The sequence below is a fragment of the Paraburkholderia dipogonis genome, assembly GCF_046027395.1.
GTDB classification, from domain to species: domain Bacteria; phylum Pseudomonadota; class Gammaproteobacteria; order Burkholderiales; family Burkholderiaceae; genus Paraburkholderia; species Paraburkholderia dipogonis_A.
This window is the reverse complement of the sequence record NZ_JAQQEG010000017.1, coordinates 44,076-62,710: the sequence shown is the minus strand read 5'-3', so window position 1 is coordinate 62,710 and position 18,635 is coordinate 44,076. Positions and strand designations below refer to the sequence as shown.

Sequence of the window (18,635 nt, the reverse complement as noted above, 5' to 3'; positions counted from 1 at the left end):
ACGCGCTTCGCCCGATGTGTTTGGCGCATTGGGCGAAGCTGTCACCGACCGCCAATGCTCGACGCCTTTTATCGGCCACACCACGGGAATCCAATATGACCAGCAAGCGAATCATCCAAGCCTCGTTGCCCGCGCTGTTCTCGCTGTGCGCGGTACTGAGCGGCACGAACGCCATCGCGCAGACGCCCGCGTCGCAACCGTCGGCGGGCGGCCTGCCGGCGCACTCGCCGTTCGATATTCCATACGGCATGCCGATCAGCCTGCAAAGCGCCAACCAGGCGCTCGAAGCCGCCGAGGCTGAAGCCGCGCGGCACGGCTGGCCCGAAGCAATCGCCGTGACCGATCCCAGCGGAGAACTCGTTGCGTTCGCGAAGATGGACGACACGCAGAACGCGTCGCCGAAAATCGCGCTGCGCAAGGCCGCGACGGCCGCGCGCTTCCGCCGTGATACGCGCACGTTCTATAACGCCTTCGAAACCGGCCACACCTATTCGGCGACGCTCGATCCTTCGGTGGCCGCGTCTCCCGGCGGCTATCCGCTCGTGATGGGCGGCAAGATCGTCGGCGCGATCGGATGCAGCGGCGGCAGCGGCGATCAGGATGCGGATATCTGCAAGGCGGGGGCGGACGCGTTGAAGTAAAGGCGTGGGTCGCCGTTTTGCAGCGCTTACGCTGGTCGACAATCCTGCTCGCAAGCCAGATCGATCAGGATGCCTTTTTAATGCACGGAGAAGTTCATCATGAACGATAAACTCGCTGCCGCGTCAGCGGTGCCTCCCAAAGCATCATCGCGGCGCCGGTTCCTGATCAAAAGCGTCGCGGTGTTGCCGGTGGCGAGCGGCCTCGCTGCGTGTGATCGACCCGGCGGCGTGACGCCGTCGGCATCGGCGTCGACCATTGCTGGCACCGACGGCTCCAGCGCGACACCGTACCAGCCGAAGTTCTTCAAGCCTGACGAGTGGAGCGTCCTGCAAGCCGCAATCGACCGCTTGATTCCCACCGATGCGGAAGGACCGGGCGCGCTCGAACTCGACGTCGCGGCATTCATCGACCGGCAGATGGAAGGCGCGTTCGGTCACGCAGCAGCGTGGTATATGCATGGCCCGTTTCATCCGGATGCCACGGCGCTCGCCGGCTATCAAAGTCCGATGTCCCCTCGTGACCTGTACCGCACCGGCATCGCCGCGCTCGACGCCTATTGCAACGCGCACTTCGGCGGCAAGCCGTTCGTGCAATTGACTAAGGCGCAACAGGACACGTTGCTGCATGGCATGGATAGCGGCAAGGTCAAATTTGAGCAAACCTCGGCTGGTCATTTCATCGCGTTGCTGTGGCAGAACACGAAAGAAGGCTATTTCTCGGATCCGATTCACGGCGGCAACAAGCACGCCGCGAGCTGGACCATGATCGGCTTTCCCGGCGCCCGCGCCGACTATCTCGACTGGGTCGCGCAACCCGGCAAAGTGTATCCGCTCGGATCCGTGACGATCGAAGGCAAGGCGTAGCCACCGCCTTCATCCAGCAACGCGCACAGCAGCATCACATAAAACACACGCCGGGAGGAGACACATGGCGAACATCAGTAAACCCAAAGTGGACGCGGTGGTCGTCGGCATGGGCTGGTCGGGTTCGATCATGGCGATCGAACTGGCGGACGCCGGCCTCACCGTGGTCGGCCTCGAACGCGGCGAAAACCGCGATACGTATCCCGACTTCGCGTATCCGAAGGTCGCCGACGAACTGACCTACGTGCAGCGTTTCAAGCTGATGCAAAGCCTCGCGCACGAGACCGTCACGATCCGCCGCCAGGCGCAGGAAGTGGCGCTGCCGCTGCGCCAGTATGGCGCCTTTCTGTTCGGCGATGGCGTCGGCGGCTCGGGCGTGCACTGGAACGGCTTCACGTATCGTGCGACCGAAGCCGAGCTGAAACTGCGCACCCACTACGAGCAACGCTACGGCAAGGGCTTCATTCCCGACGACATGACGATTCAGGACTGGCCCGTCAGCGCCGCCGAACTCGAGCCGTTCTACGACCGCTTCGAATATGTGGCCGGCACTTCGGGCAAGGCTGGCAACCTCAACGGCCAACCGGTCAGCGGCGGCAATCCGTTCGAAGCGCCGCGCTCGCGCGACTACGCGTTGCCGCCGTTGCCCACTGCGTATCCGTCGATGCTGTTCGAACAGGCCGCGCGCGAAGTCGGCTTTCATCCGTATCCGACGCCTGCGTCGATTGCGTCGAAGGCGTATACGAACCCGTATGGCATGCAGCTTGGGCCGTGCAATTTCTGCGGCTACTGCGAGCTGTTCGGCTGCTACATGTTTTCGAAAGCATCGCCGCAGACCTGCATTCTCCCGGCGCTCGCGAGGAAACCGAACTTCGAACTGCGCGACCGCTCGGCGGTCGTGAAGGTCAACCTCGACGCGACCGGAAAACGCGCGACCGGCGTCACCTATATCGACGCTCAAGGACACACCGTCGAGCAGCCGGCGGATATCGTCGCGCTGTGCGCTTACCAGATGCACAACGTCCGCCTGCTGCTGTTATCGGGCATTGGAAAACCATACGATCCCGTCACCGGCGAAGGCACCGTCGGCAAGAACTACGCGTACCAGAAGAACAGCAAGATCCCGGTCTTCTTCGACAAGGACGTCGCGATCAATCCGTTCATCGGTTCGGGATCGGGCGGCGTCGTCTACGACGATTTCAATGCCGACAACTTCGATCATGGTCCGCTGAACTTCATCGGCGGTGCGATTACCTTTGCGACGGTGACGGGCGGCCGTCCGATCGCGCAGGCACTGGTGCCGCCCGGCACGCCGAAATGGGGCTCGGGTTGGAAAAAGGCCGTGAAAGACCACTATCTGCATTCGTTCGCCATCTCGACGCAAGGCTCGGTGATGTCGTACCGCGACAACTATCTCGACCTCGATCCGACTTACAAGGATGCGTACGGCCTGCCGCTATTGCGCATGACGTTCGACTGGAAAGACAACGAAGGCCGCATGACGCAGTTCGTCAGCCACAAAGCCGCCGATGTCGCGCGCGCGATGAACCCGAAGCCGCAATCGGTTGCGATCAACGCGGGCAAGCCGGGCGATCACTTCGACGTCGCGCCGTATCAAAGCACGCATACGACCGGTGGCGCGATCGCGGGCGACCGGCCGGACAACAGCGTGGTGAACAAATATCTTCAGTCGTGGGATGTTCCGAATGTGTTCGTGGCCGGCTCCTGTTCGTTTCCGCAAAATCTCGGCATCAATCCGACCGGCACGATCGGCGCCATGACGTACTACGCGGCGAAGGCGATCCGCGAGACGTATCTGAAGAATCCCGGCCCTCTCGTTCAGGCGTGAGCGACCGTCATGAAAATCACATTCGATCGCTTGAGACAGTATCTGATTCCCGTGTTTGCGCTGATGTGCAGTGGCGCGCCCGGCGGCGCAAATGCGCAAACCCCGAACGCCGCGCTCACGCCGGCGGCCGTCGATGCACAACTGGCCAAAGGCGCCTATCTCGCGAAAGTCGGCGATTGCGCTGCCTGTCACACGGCGAGCAAGGCGCAACCGTTCGCGGGCGGCCTGCCGCTCGCGACGCCCTTCGGAACGCTCTATTCGACCAACATCACTCCGGACCCATCGAACGGCATCGGCGGATATAGTTACGAGGACTTCGCCAAGGCGCTGCGTCAGGGCATCGCCAGGGACGGACATCGCCTGTATCCGGCAATGCCGTATCCGTCGTACGCGAAGATCGACGATAGCGATATGCATGCGCTGTATCAGTACTTCACGCAAGGCGTCAAACCCGTCGAGCAGCCGAATCGCGCATCCGAACTGCGCTTTCCGTTCAACGTTCGCACGCTGATGACGGTGTGGGATCGTTTGTACGCGCATGACCCATTGCCTTATCAGGCCGATCCACACCAGAGCGTCGAATGGAACCGTGGCGCGTATCTGGTGCAAGGGCTCGCGCATTGCGGCGCATGTCACACGCCGCACGGCATGCTCGGGCAGGAGAGCGTACTCGACGAGAAGGACAACACCGCGTTCCTGTCCGGCAATACGCTAGCGGGCTGGTACGCGCCAAACCTGCGTGGCCATATGGCGCAAACGTCGGACAGCGATAAGGTATGGAGCAGGGCCGATCTTGTCCCCTATCTACGCAGTGGGCGTATGCACGATGGCGCGGCATTCGGCCCGATGACGGAGGTCATCGACGACAGCACGCAATATCTGCACGACGACGATCTGAACGCGATTGCAACGTATCTGACGTCGCCCTCATTGCAAGCGGGCGCGACGCCGCCGGCCAAGCAGCAAACCAATCGAGCGGACCCGACGGCTATCGCGCTGAGAGCCGGTCACATCGATTCGACCGGCGCGCATCTCTATCTGGACAATTGCGCGGCCTGTCACCGCACGGATGGCACCGGCGCGATGCCGGCCTTCCCCAGCCTCAGCGGCAATGCATCGGTGCTGAGCAGCGATCCGGCATCACTGATTCATATCGTGTTGAGCGGCTCCCATATGCCGTCCACCGCAGCCGCGCCGACGCCGCTCGCCATGCCCGACTTCGGCTGGCGTTTGACCGATCAGCAGATCGCCGATCTGTTGAGCTTTGTGCGAAGCAGTTGGGGAAATCGCGCGGCTGCCATCACTGCTGGTGAAGTCGCCAAAGTTCGCGGCGTAGCGATCAGCGCGAAATAACCTGGCAGCGTTGGCGTGAAGTGTTAGCGCGCAAAGCTTGGATGCGTGAATGAAGCCCAGGGCCTCGCTCGACGCCCTGGGCTTTACACGTGAAAACGAGCGCCCTTAGAACTTGTGATGAATCGCGACGCGCGCCACGGCCTGATGATTGTTCGACGAATCGCCGAGACTGCCGATATCCGCAACCGCCGCAGCGCCGGTGGAGCTCGTGCCGCTCGCGGTCTGGAAGGTGCCGAGGAGATAAACATCGGTACGCTTGGACAGCGCGTAGTCGAGCAGCATCGAGAACTGGTTGTACTTCTGGTCGCCGATGTCGCCCCTCACCGCATTGCCCTTTGTATAGTTGTATTCGCCCGACAGAGACAGCGCCGGCGTGAAGCGATAGAGCGCGTTCAACTCGTAGCTGTTGAACGTCGCAGTTGCGCCACCGAATGCGCCGATATTCATGTACCTGGTATTCGAATACACCGCGCCGATTTTTGCCGGGCCGAAATCATACGAGCCGCCCGTCGTGATGATTTGCAGCGAGTTGGCGGGCTTCGTGCCGAGATAGCCCGAGTTCAGCGAATTGAACGTCGTGGCGCTCGCGTTGCTGTTCAGAATCGAGCCCAACGCGGACGGGTTCTTGAACAGTTCATACGCGACCGCAATGCCGAACGGGCCGTGACCATAATTCGCACCGAGGCTGTACCCGCTCGACTGCGAAATCTCGCCTGCAACACCGCCCAGACTCACCGTGCCGCCGAACGTCAGCCCGTTGAAGTTGGGGCTCGCGTATTTGATCGTGCTGTTTGCGCGGAACGTGTGATTGACGTTGTCGAGGTCGCCCGGATGTTCCGTCGTCGATCCACCGTAGGCTGCAGCATAGCCGTAGTTGCCGACGTAGTCGTTGATGCTGTCGTACTGGCGGCCCAGCGTCACGGAGCCGAACGAGCTGCTGGCGAGGCCTACATAGGCTTGCCGGCCGAATGCGGTGCCGCCTTGTCCGAACGCGCCCGTGCTGACGTTGATGCCCGACTCCAGCACGAAGATCGCCCTCAGGCCGCCGCCCAAATCCTCGGCGCCCCGGATGCCCCAGCGACTGCCCTGCGTGCCCGCGTTGGAATCGACCGAAAATTGCCGGCCGCCCACGTTCTTGCCGTTCACCACGTTCTTCGCGTTGGTGTTGATCATCACGCCTTCATCGACAATGCCGTATAGCGTCACCGAGCTCTGCGCATGAACAGTCACAGCAAAGGTACTCAATATCGATAATGCAAAAAGCGACTTTTTCATTCTTTCATCTCCACCAAGTCATGATTTATTTGTGCCTTGAACATTTCAATCTGTAATACTAATTAATTTGATGTCTCTACCGCATAAGCAATCCTCCCGCGAAACCCGCAACGGCGAGTCCGACTTGAAACTGTTCGACAGCGGCGCGCAGGTGTCGCCTGCCGCGTCGCCTCGGCAACGATCAGCCTAGAAAAGCGCCGCCGTTCGCGTGAATCGCCTGGCCCGTTAGATAACGCGCTGTCGGGCCGCACAGAAACTGCACGAGGCTCGCCACCTCGTCGGGCTGGCCGCGCCGGCCGAGCAAGGTGGTGCGCTCAGCGTGATGCGCGGGTTCGGTATTGCCCGCCGCGCCGCCACGCACGGTCGCGATCAGGCCGGGCACCACGCAATTGACCGTGATGCCGTCCGGACCCAGATCGTGCGCCAGTGCGCGCGTCAAACCTACAAGACCCGCTTTCGCGGCGATCACGTGCGCGCGCCCCGCCGAACCCGCATGCGCGGACATGCCGCCGATATTGACGATCGCGCCGGCCTTCGATTGCCGCAGATAGGGCAAGGCCGCGTGCGCGCACAGATACGCGCCGTCGAGAATCACCGACATCACCTCGCGCCAGCGCGCGTAATCCAGCTCCGCGAACGGCACTTCGCGACGCACGGCGGCATTGTTGACGAGAATGTCGATCTGGCCGAAATGGTGAATCGCCGCTTCCATCAGACTTTGCGCGCCCGCCGGTTCGCTAACGTCGGCCAGATGCGCGGCCGCGCGGCCGCCCGCTGCCTCGATCGCGCGCACGACTTCGGCGGCCTCGGCGGCGGAACTGCGCGCGTTGACTAGCACCGCATTGCCCGCTGCCGCGAGTTGCAGCGCGATCTCGCGGCCGATATTGCGCGCCGCCCCAGTGACGACCGCGACGCCGATGACTTCTCCATTCATGAATGCACTCCCAATGATTCCGTTGATAGTGTGGGTTTCGCGCTGGCTTGCAGCGGCCGGTCGGGACGAATCCAGAACGACAGCGCGATGCCGACCAGCAAGAGCGCAATCGACATCACGAACGGCAGGCGATAGCTGCCCGTCATGTCGGTGATCAGACCGAACGCGACCGGCGACACGACCGCCGCGAGACCGGCCGCGGTGCTGATGAAGCCGCTTGCGACGCCCGCAAAGGCCGGCGCGATATCCATCGGCACGGCCCAGATCGGGCCTTCAGTCGATTCGAGGCAGAACAATGCGGCCGCGAGACACAGCGCGATCACCGTCCGGTCCCGCACGAACAGCACGCACGACAGAAACAGCAGCGAGCCTGCGAAACCGATGATGATCACGTTGCGCCGCGCCGTATTCAGATTGCCGGTGCGTCGATAGATCGCGTCGGTCAGCAGACCGCCTGCGGTATCGCCAACCACGCCAGCGAGAAACACGCCCGACGTAAACAGCGCCGTGCTCTTTAAATCGATGCCGTACACGCCGACGAAGAAACTCGGCAGCCAGCTCAGATACAGCCACAGCGTCCATGCATGACAGAAGAACACCAGCGTGACCGGCATGATGCGCCGGATCAGCGGCCACCACGGCACCGCCGTGCGATGGCGCGGCCCCGCATACGGCGGCAGTGCATCGACTTCAGCGGCGGTAATCGACGGATGCGTGCGCGGATCGTCGCGGAAATACAGCGCCCATACGACCACCCAGATCGCGCTGACGCAGCCGAGCGCGACAAACGCGCCTCGCCAGCCGAGCAGCGGAATCATCAGCACGAGCAGCGGCGGCGTGACGGTGGCCGCCAAGCGCGCAGCGGAATGCGTGAAGCCCTGGGCGAAGCCGCGTTTTACCTGCGGAACCCAGTTGGCCATCGCCCGCGTGGCGTTCGGAATTGTGCCGGCTTCGCCGAGACCGACCAGCGCGCGCGAGAGCACCAGCGTCGCGAGGCCGCCGGTCACGCCGGTCGCGAGCGTGCCGAGCGTCCACAGGATGCCCGAGAACGCCAGCATCCGGCGAGGTCCGATCTTGTCACCCAGATAACCGTTGATGACCTGGAAGATCGCATAGCAGTAGCCGAACGCCGAAAGCGCGATGCCGAGCTGCGTGTTCGACAGATGCATCTCCGACTTCAGCAGCGGCGCCGCGATGGAAAGATTGACCCGGTCGACGTATTCGATGAAATACATCGCGCAGATGAGCATAAACACTCTGCCCGTGGTGCCGGTGAACATGCCTGCTCGCGCCTTCATCTGGAACCGCCCTGCCCGTGACCGCGACTGTGACCGTGCTGCATGGTTTGCTCCTTCAGTTTCGATTGCCGCCGACGCCCTGCGGCGCCCGACGCACATTATTCGTAATACGTAGGATCATCTCTGCAGTGCCCGATGCGCGGTTTCCGGCGCCCACTTCACGCAGAACAGACCGACCAGATAGATCAGCGAGACAGCGGTGATCGCGAGCGGATAGGAACCGAACATCGCCGCGAGTGCACCGACAATCGACGGCCCCGCCGCCCCGAGCACGCGGCCGAAGCTGAAGGCGAATCCGGAACCGAGCGCGCGCTGCATCGTCGGAAACATTTCGGGCAGCCAGATCGTGAACAGCGAAAACACGCCGCTCGTGAAAAAGCCGAGCAGCGGCAGCGTGATCAGGAATAGCGGCAGGCTTTTCAGCAGCACCACAATGCCGAAGTACGACGTGACGTTGCAGATCAGGGCGCCGGTGAAGAACACGCTGGCGACCGACTTGCGACGCGGAATCCAGCGCACGATCCACGGCATGGCGACGCATCCCGCGAGCGTGCCTACGCTCAGGATCAAGCCGCTCAGCGAGCCGAGATACTGCGCATCGGCAACGGATGCGCCGCCCGCGCGCTGCCAGGTGATCACGAGCGTCGGAATCCAGAATGTCGACGACCACAGCCCGAAGATCAGACACGTCATCATCAGTGCCGCCGACCAGGTGGTGCGCGCCATGCCAGGCGCGAACAGGTCGCTGACGCGTGCACGCGGACCTTGTGCGCGTCGCTGTTCTTGCCAGCGACGCGACTCCGGTACGCCGAGCCGCAGCCAGATGGTCAGCAACGCGGGCGCGCTGCCGATCAGGAACAGGACGCGCCAGCCGCCCAGCGGCAATATCACCAGCGCGGCGGCCGACGCCAGCAGAAAGCCGATCGGCGTGCCGGTATGCAGCCATCCCGACAGGCGTTCACGCAGATGCTCCGGCACCGACTCCTGCAACAACGGCGCACCGGCGGCCCACTCGCCGCCTATGCCGAAGCCGGTCAAAAACCGAAAGATCGCGAACGACACGATGCCCGGCGCGAGCCCGCAGGCGCCGGTGAAGATCGAATAGATGAAAATCGTCGCGCACATGGTCGGCACGCGGCCAAAGCGATCCGCGCACCATCCCCAGAACATCGAGCAAGCCCAGCCGAGCATGAAGAGGCTGAACATCAAACCGCCGAGCCGCGCGATGTGCGCGTGATCGGCCACGAAGCCGCTTTTCGGCAGTAACTCCGTCAACGCCGGCACGATCACATAGATGTAGATGGCGTTGTCGAAGCCGTCCAGCATCCAGCCCGCCCAGGTGGCGATAAAGACGCGATACGGACGCGCTACTGCGACTGCCACACCGACGGAACTCGACATCTCGTCTCCTGAATCCACGGTCCGCCGCGTTCGTGAGTATCGCGGCTTGTGTTATGTCGACAATGTTATCGATGACGCGCGCCCCTGCTTGCACGAGGCGCGTGTCACCGGTACTGCACGTGTGCGTCGTTTACGACGTCTTCTCGACAGGGCGCGCCAACTCGGCCAGCGTCGCGATGTTGTCCAGCGATTCCATCTGCCATCCCGCTTCGAGCAGCTTCGCGGCGTGCGCGCCGCCCAGAATCGGTTCGACCAGATCGGTGAACTTGGCGGCCAACTCGGCATTGCTCATCGGCCGATCGATGCTGCCGATCGCGTGCTCGACATGTTTCTCGAGCCGCTCGCCGCTGGTCAGCGTGACCGTGATGTGGACGGCGTCAGCCGGCATCGCGGGATCGATCTCGGCAGTGACCTTGTCGCGCAGCCGCACCGTCGCGGCGTCATGAACAGCCGCATCGCTGTACTGATGCTCGCCGGCGCGACCGTCGATGATCGCCACCGCCGCCGAGTGATAGACACTGAACTTGCCGTCGAGCCCGGTCTGCGGCGTGCGCTTGCCGGTCAGTTCGAGCACGAGCGGATGCACCTTCAGCAGCACCGACGCAACCGCGTCCGCCTTCAGCGCATGTTCGTTGCGCAACTGGATGCATCCGTCGATCGCCGGATGGATCACGATGCCGCACGCAAACGGCTTGTAGGAATTCAGCAGACTTTCATGACGTTCGCCGAGCCCTTCCGTGATTTCGGCGTAGTTGCGATGCGTGCTCGTCACGTTCGCCCAGCCGCGTTTCGCTTCGATGCCCTGCTGCGAACTCGTGTAGCCACGCGCCGCCAGCAACGCCGACACGAGGCCGTTCTGGGCCGCGCGTCCTGGATGAAAGCTCTTGGTCATCGTGCCGAACATCTCACGCAGGCCGACCGGCTGCGTCGCCGCGAGACCGAGCGCCCAGATCATCTGCTGTTCGTCGAGCCCGAGCAGCTTGCCCGCGGCGGCCGCCGCGCCGAACACACCCGCCGTGCCGGTAATGTGCCAGCCGATATCGTAGTGGTTGGGATACACCGCATTGCCGATCCGGCATTCGGTCTCGATGCCGAGCGTCAGCGCGAGAATAAACTCCTTGCCGCTGACCGGTCGATACTCGGCCAGCGCAAGAATCGCCGACGCCACCGGCCCCGCCGGATGGATCACGGTCTTCAGATGCGTATCGTCGAAGTCGAACACATGCGAGCTGATGCCGTTGAAGAGCGCCGCGCTCAGCACGTCCACCTTTTCGGTGCGGCCGAGCACGCTCGCCTGCGCCGGGCCGCCGAAGGGCGCGAGCGCCGCCATCGCGATCTCGACCGCTTCATGCCGCGACGCGCCGACCGCACAGCCCATCCAGTTGACGAAAGTGCGCACTGCGTGGTCGCGCACGGCTTGCGGCAGGCTGTCGGCACGCGCGTTGACGAGGTAGCGCGCGAGAGTTTGGGTGACGCGATCGGCTTGGGTCATCGGAGCGGAAAGAGTAGTCAAGGCATGAAAGGGAGCCGCTAAGGTACAAGGTCGCATTGTACATATTGTCGACAATACGCAAATCATGGCAAGTTCTAGTTGCGCACCTGCGCTGTGGATAGTATGTTGTCGACAATCTTCAAGACACAATGTGCGTTGTACACTGCCGCTTTCCTCATACAGGTCCGTCTATGTCCCGCCCCACCACTTCGCTCGAGTTGCTTCGCTCCGTCACGCTGTCCGGTCTCGTGCAAGAGGAAATTCTCCGCCGCATCAAGACGGGCGAGCTGAAGGCCGGCATGAAACTCAATGAGATGGATCTCGCCGACCACCTGAAGATCAGCCGCAGTCCGGTGCGCGAGGCGTTTCGCGCGCTCGAGGAAGCCGGTCTCGTGTTGCTCGAAAAGAATCGCGGCGTCTACATCCGCGAGATTTCCGACGATGAAGCCGCCGACCTCTATGAAGTGCGCGCCGGGCTCGACGAGATGGCCGGCCGCCGGCTGGCATCGAAGATCACGGACGCGCAGTTGCAGGAGCTGCACGCGATGCTCGATCAGCTCGAAGCCAGTTCAATCCACGGCGAGTTGAACAATTACTTCACGCTGAATATTGCCTTTCATGACCGGCTGGTCGAACTGGCGGGCAACCCGACGATGCTCGGTTTCTACCGGCAAGTGGTCAATCGCACCCATCTGTTGCGCCGGCGCGGTTTTTCGATTGCGGGCAGCTCGCAGGCGTCGCACGCCGAGCACCGGATGATTCTCGACGCGCTCGCTACCCGCGATCCCGAAGCCGTCGCGCTGGCAATGCGTCAGCATGTGCAGGCGGGTTTCCAGCGCGCGATCGCCGCGCATAGCGCGGAAGACGCCGCGGCTGCGGCCGCGGCCGGCGCCGCCGGTGAAGCGGCGCAAACCTCGCTCGCCGACGGTCCGCGCTAGCCGCGCGACACACCTGCTTGTCAGGCCCGCGCGCGAGACAGCAGCGCACGCATTTCATCACCGACTCGGAGTGGTCACCCTATGAGCGTTGAAAAACCAGAAGGACACGGAATCATTGGCGAAAAACTCGGCGCCTGGATTGCTGATGTGCACGCGTCGGCGTTGCCTGCCCAGACTGTCGAGATCGCGCGTCTGCTGCTGCTCGATGTGACGGGTCTGTGCATTGCCGGGCGCGACGAATCGTATATCCGCGCGACGCTGCAAGCCACCGATGCGGGCGGCGCCTGCACGGCGCTCGGTCACGCGGGCAGCTTCAGTGCATTCGATGCGGCGCTGATCAACGGCACCGCCGCGCACGGCGAAGACTACGACGACACCTTCGAGGGCGGTCCGGTGCACTCGGGCGCGGTGGTCGTGCCCGCGGTGCTGGCAGCGTGCGAACGCGAAGGCCTCGGTGGCGAGGCATTGCTGCGCGGCATCGCCGTCGGCACAGAGCTGATGTGCCGGCTGAGTCTCGTTGCGCCGCGCGCGATCCATACCGCCGGCTTTCATCCGACGGCCGTGATCGGCGCACTCGCGGCAGCGGGCGGCGTCGCGAGCGCGTTACGCCTGAATCCGCAGCAGGCCACATCGGCACTCGGTATCGCGGGCAGCATGGCGGCGGGGATCATCGAGTATCTGGCCGAAGGCACCTCGACCAAGCGGATGCACGCCGGATGGGCCGCGCAATCGGGCATTCGCGCGGCGCTGATGGCGCGCGGCGGCTTCGACGGCCCGCGTACGGTACTCGAAGGCAAGCACGGTTTCTTCAAGGCTTTCGCACCGTCTCGCGCGCCGGATTTCTCGCCGGTGCTCGATACGCTCGGCAAGTCGTGGATCATGGAGACCATCGCGTTCAAGCCCTATGCGTGCGGGACGATGACCCAGCCGTATATCGATTGCGCGATCGCCCTCGCGGAGCGCGGCGTGCAGGCGGATCAGATTCGCGACATCGTATGTGAGGTGGGCGAAGGCACGGTGCATCGGCTGTGGGAAGACCTCGCGGTCAAGCATCGGCCGCCGACCGCTTACGCCGCCAAATTCAGCACACCATTCTGCATGGCCGTGGGCTTCTTCGACCGCAAGGCGGGCTTCAGCCAGTTCACCGAAGCGCGCATTCACGATCCGGCGGTGCTCGCGCTGGCCGGCAAGATCCGCTATGTGATCGATCCCGACAACGAGTACCCGAGCAATTTCACCGGCCATCTGCGCGCGACGCTCAACGACGGCACCGTTCAGGAAGTGCGTCAGCCGCATATGCGTGGCGGCGCACGCGAACCGCTGTCACGCGCCGAACTCACCGCCAAATTCACTGACAACGCGCAGCACGGCGGCTGGAGCGCCGCACTCGCCGACGAGGCGCGCGTATGGTGCGAGACGGTGTTCGGCGAGCCGGCGCTCGGCGCGCTCACGCAGTTCCGGCAATAGACTGGTCGATGCGAACGACGTCCTGACTGATGGGCGTCGTTCGTTGATGACGTGCAGCGTTTTTGAGGCGCGAGGCAGACGCCGCGACCGCGTCAAAGCAGTCACTCAGGCGAACCGCCCTCCCCGCCGCCGACGCACGTCGCTCAATCCTGCAAGCCACGCACGTTCCGATACGAACAGCGGCTCGAATCGACGAAGCGCACGCGAAATTCGACCGGCTGGTCCTTGAACGTGTAGGCCGTGCGCTCGATGCGCAGCACCGGCGCGCCGACCTCGATATTCAGCGCGCGCGCCACCTCTTCGTCGGCGATCGCGCCGCCTAGATCTTCCACCACGCGCACGACCGAAATGCCGAAGTGCTCCTGGTAAAAGCCATAGATGGAGCCGCGCCGTGCTTTGAACATCTCGGCTTCGAGCGTCGGGAACACATCGAGCGGAAACCACAAACGATCGAGCATGACAGGCACGTCGTCATGCAGCCGAAGATTGTCAGCGGTGGCAAGCCGTGCGCCGCGCGCGAGCTTGAGCGTCGCGGCAAGCGCCGGGCTCGCGCGCTCCTTGCCGAAGCGCAGCAGGCGCGCGGTGACCTTCAGTAATTCGCCATCTGTATCGACGAAGCTGAAGTAGTGGTCGAACGCATGTTCGTCGGCGAACTTCGCGACGATCGTGCCGCGCCCTGCCCGGCGAATCAGCAGACGCTCGGCCACCAGTTCTTCGACGGCGCGGCGAATCGTGCCGATGCCGACACCGAATTCCTCGGCCAGTTGCGGCTCCGTCGGGATCTTGTCGCCGGCCGTCCATTGGCCGGTACGAAGGCGCTCGAGAATACCGGCGCGGACGATTTCATAGAGCGGTTGCTCTCCCGGAGTACGAAGTCCTGGCATTCAGGTCAGTGTCAGAGTGAAGAAAAAGGAATCGGAAAAAGCCGCTCGATCCGCGATCGAGATGGCCGCGAGACGCACACGTTTCATGCGCTGCCTCCGGTCGGATTCGCGGCCCGCACGGCGAATTCCGGAAGGATACAGGATCGACACCCGCATGCGTGACTGTGATCGACGCCACGCCGATACCGAGCGTGATGGTTGAAGGCAATCGGCATCGGCCCGAAGCTATCCATTAATTCGAATCATTCGAATGATTCGATTGACTGAAGGAACATGTCGTCTTAGACTGATCTTCATCGCGCAACCACGCGCGCTTACATCAGAGGAGATGGGCCATGCCGAATTTCATCAAGCACATTGCATTCAAGGTTGAAGACGTCGAGAAGGAACGCGCGTTCTATGAGAACGTGTTCGGCTACAAGCACGTGAATACGGTGCGTCGCAAGGGCAAGAACGGCGATCACATTTCGCATCACCTGACCGACGGTTACATGGACCTGACGCTGATTCACTATGAGAAGTCGGACTCCGATGAAGCCGATTTCGCCGGCCCGGCGCCGTGCATTCACCACATCGGCATGGAAGTGGAAGACCTCGACGCGTTCATCGCGCAGATCAAGGAAAACGGCGGCGAAATCCTGACGGCGCCAGGTCATCTGCCGGTCAAGTTCCGTTCGCCGAACGGCCCGGTTGCCGAAGTCGTGCCGATGCAACGCTGGGAAAAGAAGACGCTCGCCGCCGGCGTACACGGCGAAGTACTCGAGTAAGACGTTTCAGTTCGCATCACACCAATTCATAGCGAACTGTTCGACGTACGGCGACGTGGGGCGACCCCCATGACGCCGCGACACAAAACGCAACGGCGTGTGCCGTTGCGTGGTCGCAAGGAGGAGACACGATGGAATCGATCCGCCGCCGCAACCGCTTTTCCGCGACGACAGGCGTACTGATTGTCCTGTGCATCATGTCGTTCCTGATGTATGTGGACCGCACCAACATTTCGACCGCGGCTCTCGCGATCCGCCGCGATCTGCATCTGAGCAACTCGCAGCTTGGCATCGTGTTTTCCGCCTTTGCGCTGACCTACGCGCTGGCGATGATTCCAGGCGGCTTTATCGGCGACCGTCTCGGCGCCCGTAAGATGCTCGCGGTGTGCGGCGTGCTGTGGGGTCTCGGCACGCTCCTGACCGGTTTCGCCGGCGGGCTTGGGACGCTGCTGCTCGCGCGCTTCGTCGTCGGGCTGGGGGAGAGCCCGATCGTGCCGGCATCGGCCCGCGCGCTGACCGCGTGGATGGAACCCGAGCGGCGCGGGTTTTCACAAGGCATCACGCATGCCTGTGCCCGGCTGGGCAATGCCTCGACGCCGATCCTCGTCGCCGGTCTGATTACCGCGTTTTCGTGGCACATCGCTTTCATCGTGCTCGGTGCGGCGAGTCTCGCGTGGGTCGTGCTGTGGGTCTGGTATTACCGCGACAATCCCGCCGATCATCCGGGCATCACGCCCCAGGACATCGCGCGCCTGCCCGCGAAACTCGGCAAGACACGCGTGCCGATGCGCTGGCCGCCGCTGCTGCGAGCCCTGTGGCCGGCTACCGTCGTGAGCTTCTGTCACGGCTGGATTCTGTGGTTCTTTCTGAACTGGATGCCGTCGTTCTTCGCGCAGGCGTATCACCTGAATATCCGGCATTCAGCCATCTTCAGTTCGGGGATTTTCTTGAGCGGCGTAGTCGGCACGACGCTCGGCGGTTCGCTCAGCGATCTGATGCTGAAGAAGACGGGCAACATTCGCCGCTCGCGTCAAACGCTGATTACGGTCGGTTTTCTCGCGCCGATCGTGTTCTTCATACCCATGTTCCTGCACACGTCGTCGACGCTCGCCGCGCTCTCGCTGGCTGCCGCGCTGTTTCTATCCGAACTGGTGACCGCGCCGCTGTGGGCCGTCGCAATGGATCTCGCGCCCAATCACGCGGCGACCTCGAGCAGCATCATGAACACGGGACTCGGCATTGCGGCATCGGTATCGCCGCCGCTCGTCGGCTGGCTGGTCGATACGATGCATTCATGGCAGCCGGTGTTTGCGCTGTCGATGTTCTTTCTCGTGCTCGGGCCGATTGCCGCGCACTGGATTCGCCCCGACCGCCCGTATCTCGGCGAGCCGGACGCAAAGGCGAAAGAAGCCGGCGGCTTTGCAGCGCCGATGGACGCTTATTGAACGCGCCGCCTGCCGATACATGTCGATGCATGTCGGTTTGCGACAAGCCGGGCGCGTCGAGGCTCGCGGAGTTTGCGCACGCAATCGTATGCTAAGAGTTCGCAGTGTTCCCGCTGCCGATGACCCCAAACTCGACAGGCGTCTTGACGTAGAACAGATGCACACCATCCGCGCGCAGCCGGTCGAATAGTCGGTCGGCTTCGTCGCTCGTCATTGCCATCACGACGGACAAAGGCTGGTCGGCCAACTCAAAGAAGTGTGCGGAGTGAATGTGGTGATGTTGGCCGACTCCTTCGCAGCCTGGTATCACGGTCGCGCCGCGCAGGCCGAGTTCGCCCGCTAGATGGACGAGCCAATCGGCCAGCGGCTTGCCGTGATGGCGGCGATCCTGTTGAGTGAAGAACGTGACCTGATAGCCGTTCATGTCGGTGTCTCCTCTGTCGACCAGAGGTCGCGCTTTAGCGCCTTACTCTGGTCCCGTGCAAGACGGTTGCTTTCCGCGCTGGATCGCCGTTGATCGTTCTTGTCAGCGGAGAGGCGCGGCAATACCTGCGTCGCTTGTTCGGCGCAGTCGGTGGCATCATCAGCCAAGGTATGGAATAAGTGTAGATGCCGGGCTGAACTAGTACTAGCCCGAGGCGGCTTTCATCAAGCCGACGTTCCATTGGTCCGGCCACCGGCTGGAACGCCCCGATGCGCGATGCCCGCGATTGCGCCTGCCGCTACGGCTGCCGGGATGACGGGCATTGCTGCTGCCAGCAGCGTAGGCCGAACAGCGGCACGAGGCCATAAGCATGGTCCAGCATGTCCGACTGCAGGTTTTCGTACGGTTCCCAGCGGGTCTCGTCGACGTAGAGAAAGATCTCCAGCGCGACGACGGGCTGGCTCGACTGCACCTGGCGAATCACGAGGGGCATGTCGTGACGGATCGCCGGATGGTCGCGAAAATGCGCGGTCAGATAGAGACGGTACAGGCCGAGGTTCGTGCGCCGTGCGTCGCCGGGCGCAAATGCCGAGAGCGGCGGGTCGATAGCGTTGTGCAGCCGGGCGAGCAGCGCATCGTCGGGAAAGCGGACCGTGTCGGCGTCGAAATGAATCGAATGCTTGACGCGCCTGCCGCCCGACTCCGTCATGCCACGCCAGTTCTTCACGCCGTTTGTCAGCAGGACGTAGCTCGGCAGCATGACGATCGAGTTGTCGAAGTTCTGAACCTTGATCGTGTTCAGCGCGATGTCGATCACGGTGCCGTCGGCGACGTAGCCGGGCACTTCGATCCAGTCGCCCACCCGCAGCATGTCGTAGGCGGCGAGCTGGATGCTCGCCACGAAGCCGAGCAGCGAATCGCGGAAGATGATGATGAGAAGCGCCGTCATCGCGCTGAGGCCAGTGAGAAAGTAAGCGGGCGAACGCTCGAGCAACACCGAAATCACGGCAATCAGCGCGATCACGTAGAGCACGATGGTGGCGATCTGCAGGAAGCTTTTGATCGGCCGCTCGCTCGCGGATGGGAAGTGGCTGTAACGCTCGCTGACACTCTCGAGGAACGCGAGCGCGGCGCGCAACAGCGTGTACACCATGTAGCAGGCCGCCAGCACCGACAGCGGATGCCCGAGCGCCGCGATCAGCGGAAACGTGATGCCGGAAAGCAGCGGGCCGGCCGCGTAGACGATCGCGGCGGGCACGAGCGGCGCGAGCCGATGGAAGACCTTGTGACGCTCGGCGGCTCGCAGCCACTTGTGCCGCTCCTGCCGCGCGAGGCGGCCGACGATCAACAGCATGATCGAGCGCGTCAGGTAGTAGCAGACCGCGCTCGCGAGCAGAATCGCGAGCAGCAGCGCCACGACGAGCAGTACCGCGACGAAATCGCTATCGGTATAGACGTGGAAGTGATGCCAGTCCGGCCCGCCTTCGATACGCAGCGCCTTGTCGAACATAGACTCTCCCATTGCCGGCGAACCTGTTTCGCGGGGCAGATCCGGCCTGGCTGTTTGATCGGCGTGCTGTAGCGGCGAGCGTGGCGCACGATG

At 63.0% G+C, this 18,635-nt stretch carries 16 protein-coding genes; 8 read left to right on the top strand and 8 right to left on the bottom strand.

Annotation, left to right across the window (positions count from 1 at the left end; all coding sequences use genetic code 11):
* Positions 1 to 95 precede the first annotated feature (95 nt).
* The 4 genes from PQR32_RS18600 to PQR32_RS18585 all read left to right on the top strand — a co-directional run bounded on the left by PQR32_RS18600 (position 96) and on the right by PQR32_RS18585 (position 4,707).
* Entirely contained in the window at positions 96 to 641 is a 546-nt protein-coding gene (locus PQR32_RS18600; protein WP_408229780.1) for a GlcG/HbpS family heme-binding protein, read from the top strand.
* Between the two features lie 99 nt (positions 642 to 740).
* A complete protein-coding gene (locus PQR32_RS18595; protein ID WP_408229778.1) occupies positions 741 to 1,505 on the top strand; it encodes a gluconate 2-dehydrogenase subunit 3 family protein in 765 nt (254 codons plus the stop codon).
* 64 nt (positions 1,506 to 1,569) lie between these two features.
* Positions 1,570 to 3,354 (top strand): GMC family oxidoreductase, encoded by a 1,785-nt coding sequence (locus PQR32_RS18590; protein WP_408229775.1) that lies wholly within the window; start codon positions 1,570 to 1,572, stop codon positions 3,352 to 3,354.
* Positions 3,355 to 3,363: 9 nt separating this feature from the next.
* The gene (locus PQR32_RS18585) at positions 3,364 to 4,707 is read left to right on the top strand and encodes a cytochrome c (RefSeq protein ID WP_408229772.1); all 1,344 of its coding nucleotides are present in this window, start codon (positions 3,364 to 3,366) and stop codon (positions 4,705 to 4,707) included.
* Between the two features lie 105 nt (positions 4,708 to 4,812).
* Here PQR32_RS18585 and PQR32_RS18580 read toward each other — a convergent pair whose 3' ends face one another.
* From PQR32_RS18580 to PQR32_RS18560, 5 genes are all read right to left on the bottom strand, one after another.
* A complete protein-coding gene (locus tag PQR32_RS18580; protein ID WP_408229769.1) occupies positions 4,813 to 5,982 on the bottom strand; it encodes a porin in 1,170 nt (389 codons plus the stop codon).
* 181 nt (positions 5,983 to 6,163) lie between these two features.
* On the bottom strand, positions 6,164 to 6,916 hold the full coding sequence (locus PQR32_RS18575) for an SDR family NAD(P)-dependent oxidoreductase (protein WP_408229766.1): 753 nt from the start codon (positions 6,914 to 6,916) through the stop codon (positions 6,164 to 6,166).
* Positions 6,913 to 8,214, bottom strand: a complete 1,302-nt coding sequence (locus PQR32_RS18570) for an MFS transporter (RefSeq protein WP_408229763.1) — start codon at positions 8,212 to 8,214, stop codon at positions 6,913 to 6,915. Before PQR32_RS18570 ends, PQR32_RS18575 begins: the two co-directional genes overlap by 4 nt.
* A gap of 117 nt (positions 8,215 to 8,331) precedes the next feature.
* Positions 8,332 to 9,615, bottom strand: coding sequence for an MFS transporter (locus PQR32_RS18565; protein WP_408229760.1), 1,284 nt, complete (start codon positions 9,613 to 9,615; stop codon positions 8,332 to 8,334).
* Between the two features lie 130 nt (positions 9,616 to 9,745).
* Positions 9,746 to 11,107: an MmgE/PrpD family protein gene (locus PQR32_RS18560; RefSeq protein WP_408229757.1), complete on the bottom strand. Its 1,362-nt coding sequence runs from the start codon at positions 11,105 to 11,107 to the stop codon at positions 9,746 to 9,748.
* A gap of 191 nt (positions 11,108 to 11,298) precedes the next feature.
* Between PQR32_RS18560 and PQR32_RS18555 the strand changes: the two genes are divergently transcribed.
* Entirely contained in the window at positions 11,299 to 12,045 is a 747-nt protein-coding gene (locus PQR32_RS18555) for an FCD domain-containing protein (protein WP_408229754.1), read from the top strand.
* Positions 12,046 to 12,126: 81 nt separating this feature from the next.
* On the top strand, positions 12,127 to 13,512 hold the full coding sequence (locus tag PQR32_RS18550; RefSeq protein ID WP_408229751.1) for an MmgE/PrpD family protein: 1,386 nt from the start codon (positions 12,127 to 12,129) through the stop codon (positions 13,510 to 13,512).
* Positions 13,513 to 13,655: 143 nt separating this feature from the next.
* Here PQR32_RS18550 and PQR32_RS18545 read toward each other — a convergent pair whose 3' ends face one another.
* Positions 13,656 to 14,396, bottom strand: coding sequence for a GntR family transcriptional regulator (locus PQR32_RS18545; protein WP_408229748.1), 741 nt, complete (start codon positions 14,394 to 14,396; stop codon positions 13,656 to 13,658).
* 335 nt (positions 14,397 to 14,731) lie between these two features.
* On the opposite strand from PQR32_RS18545, the gene PQR32_RS18540 reads away from it, so the two are divergent.
* Together PQR32_RS18540 and PQR32_RS18535 are read left to right on the top strand one after the other, a co-directional pair.
* Complete coding sequence (locus tag PQR32_RS18540; protein WP_408208600.1) at positions 14,732 to 15,163, top strand: VOC family protein; 432 nt, start codon at positions 14,732 to 14,734, stop codon at positions 15,161 to 15,163.
* A gap of 131 nt (positions 15,164 to 15,294) precedes the next feature.
* Complete coding sequence (locus PQR32_RS18535) at positions 15,295 to 16,608, top strand: MFS transporter (RefSeq protein WP_408229744.1); 1,314 nt, start codon at positions 15,295 to 15,297, stop codon at positions 16,606 to 16,608.
* Between the two features lie 91 nt (positions 16,609 to 16,699).
* On the opposite strand, the gene PQR32_RS18530 is transcribed toward PQR32_RS18535, so the two are convergent.
* Positions 16,700 to 17,032, bottom strand: a complete 333-nt coding sequence (locus PQR32_RS18530; RefSeq protein WP_408229741.1) for a DUF190 domain-containing protein — start codon at positions 17,030 to 17,032, stop codon at positions 16,700 to 16,702.
* Between the two features lie 298 nt (positions 17,033 to 17,330).
* Complete coding sequence (locus PQR32_RS18525; protein WP_408229738.1) at positions 17,331 to 18,542, bottom strand: mechanosensitive ion channel family protein; 1,212 nt, start codon at positions 18,540 to 18,542, stop codon at positions 17,331 to 17,333.
* Between the last annotated feature and the right edge of the window lie 93 nt (positions 18,543 to 18,635).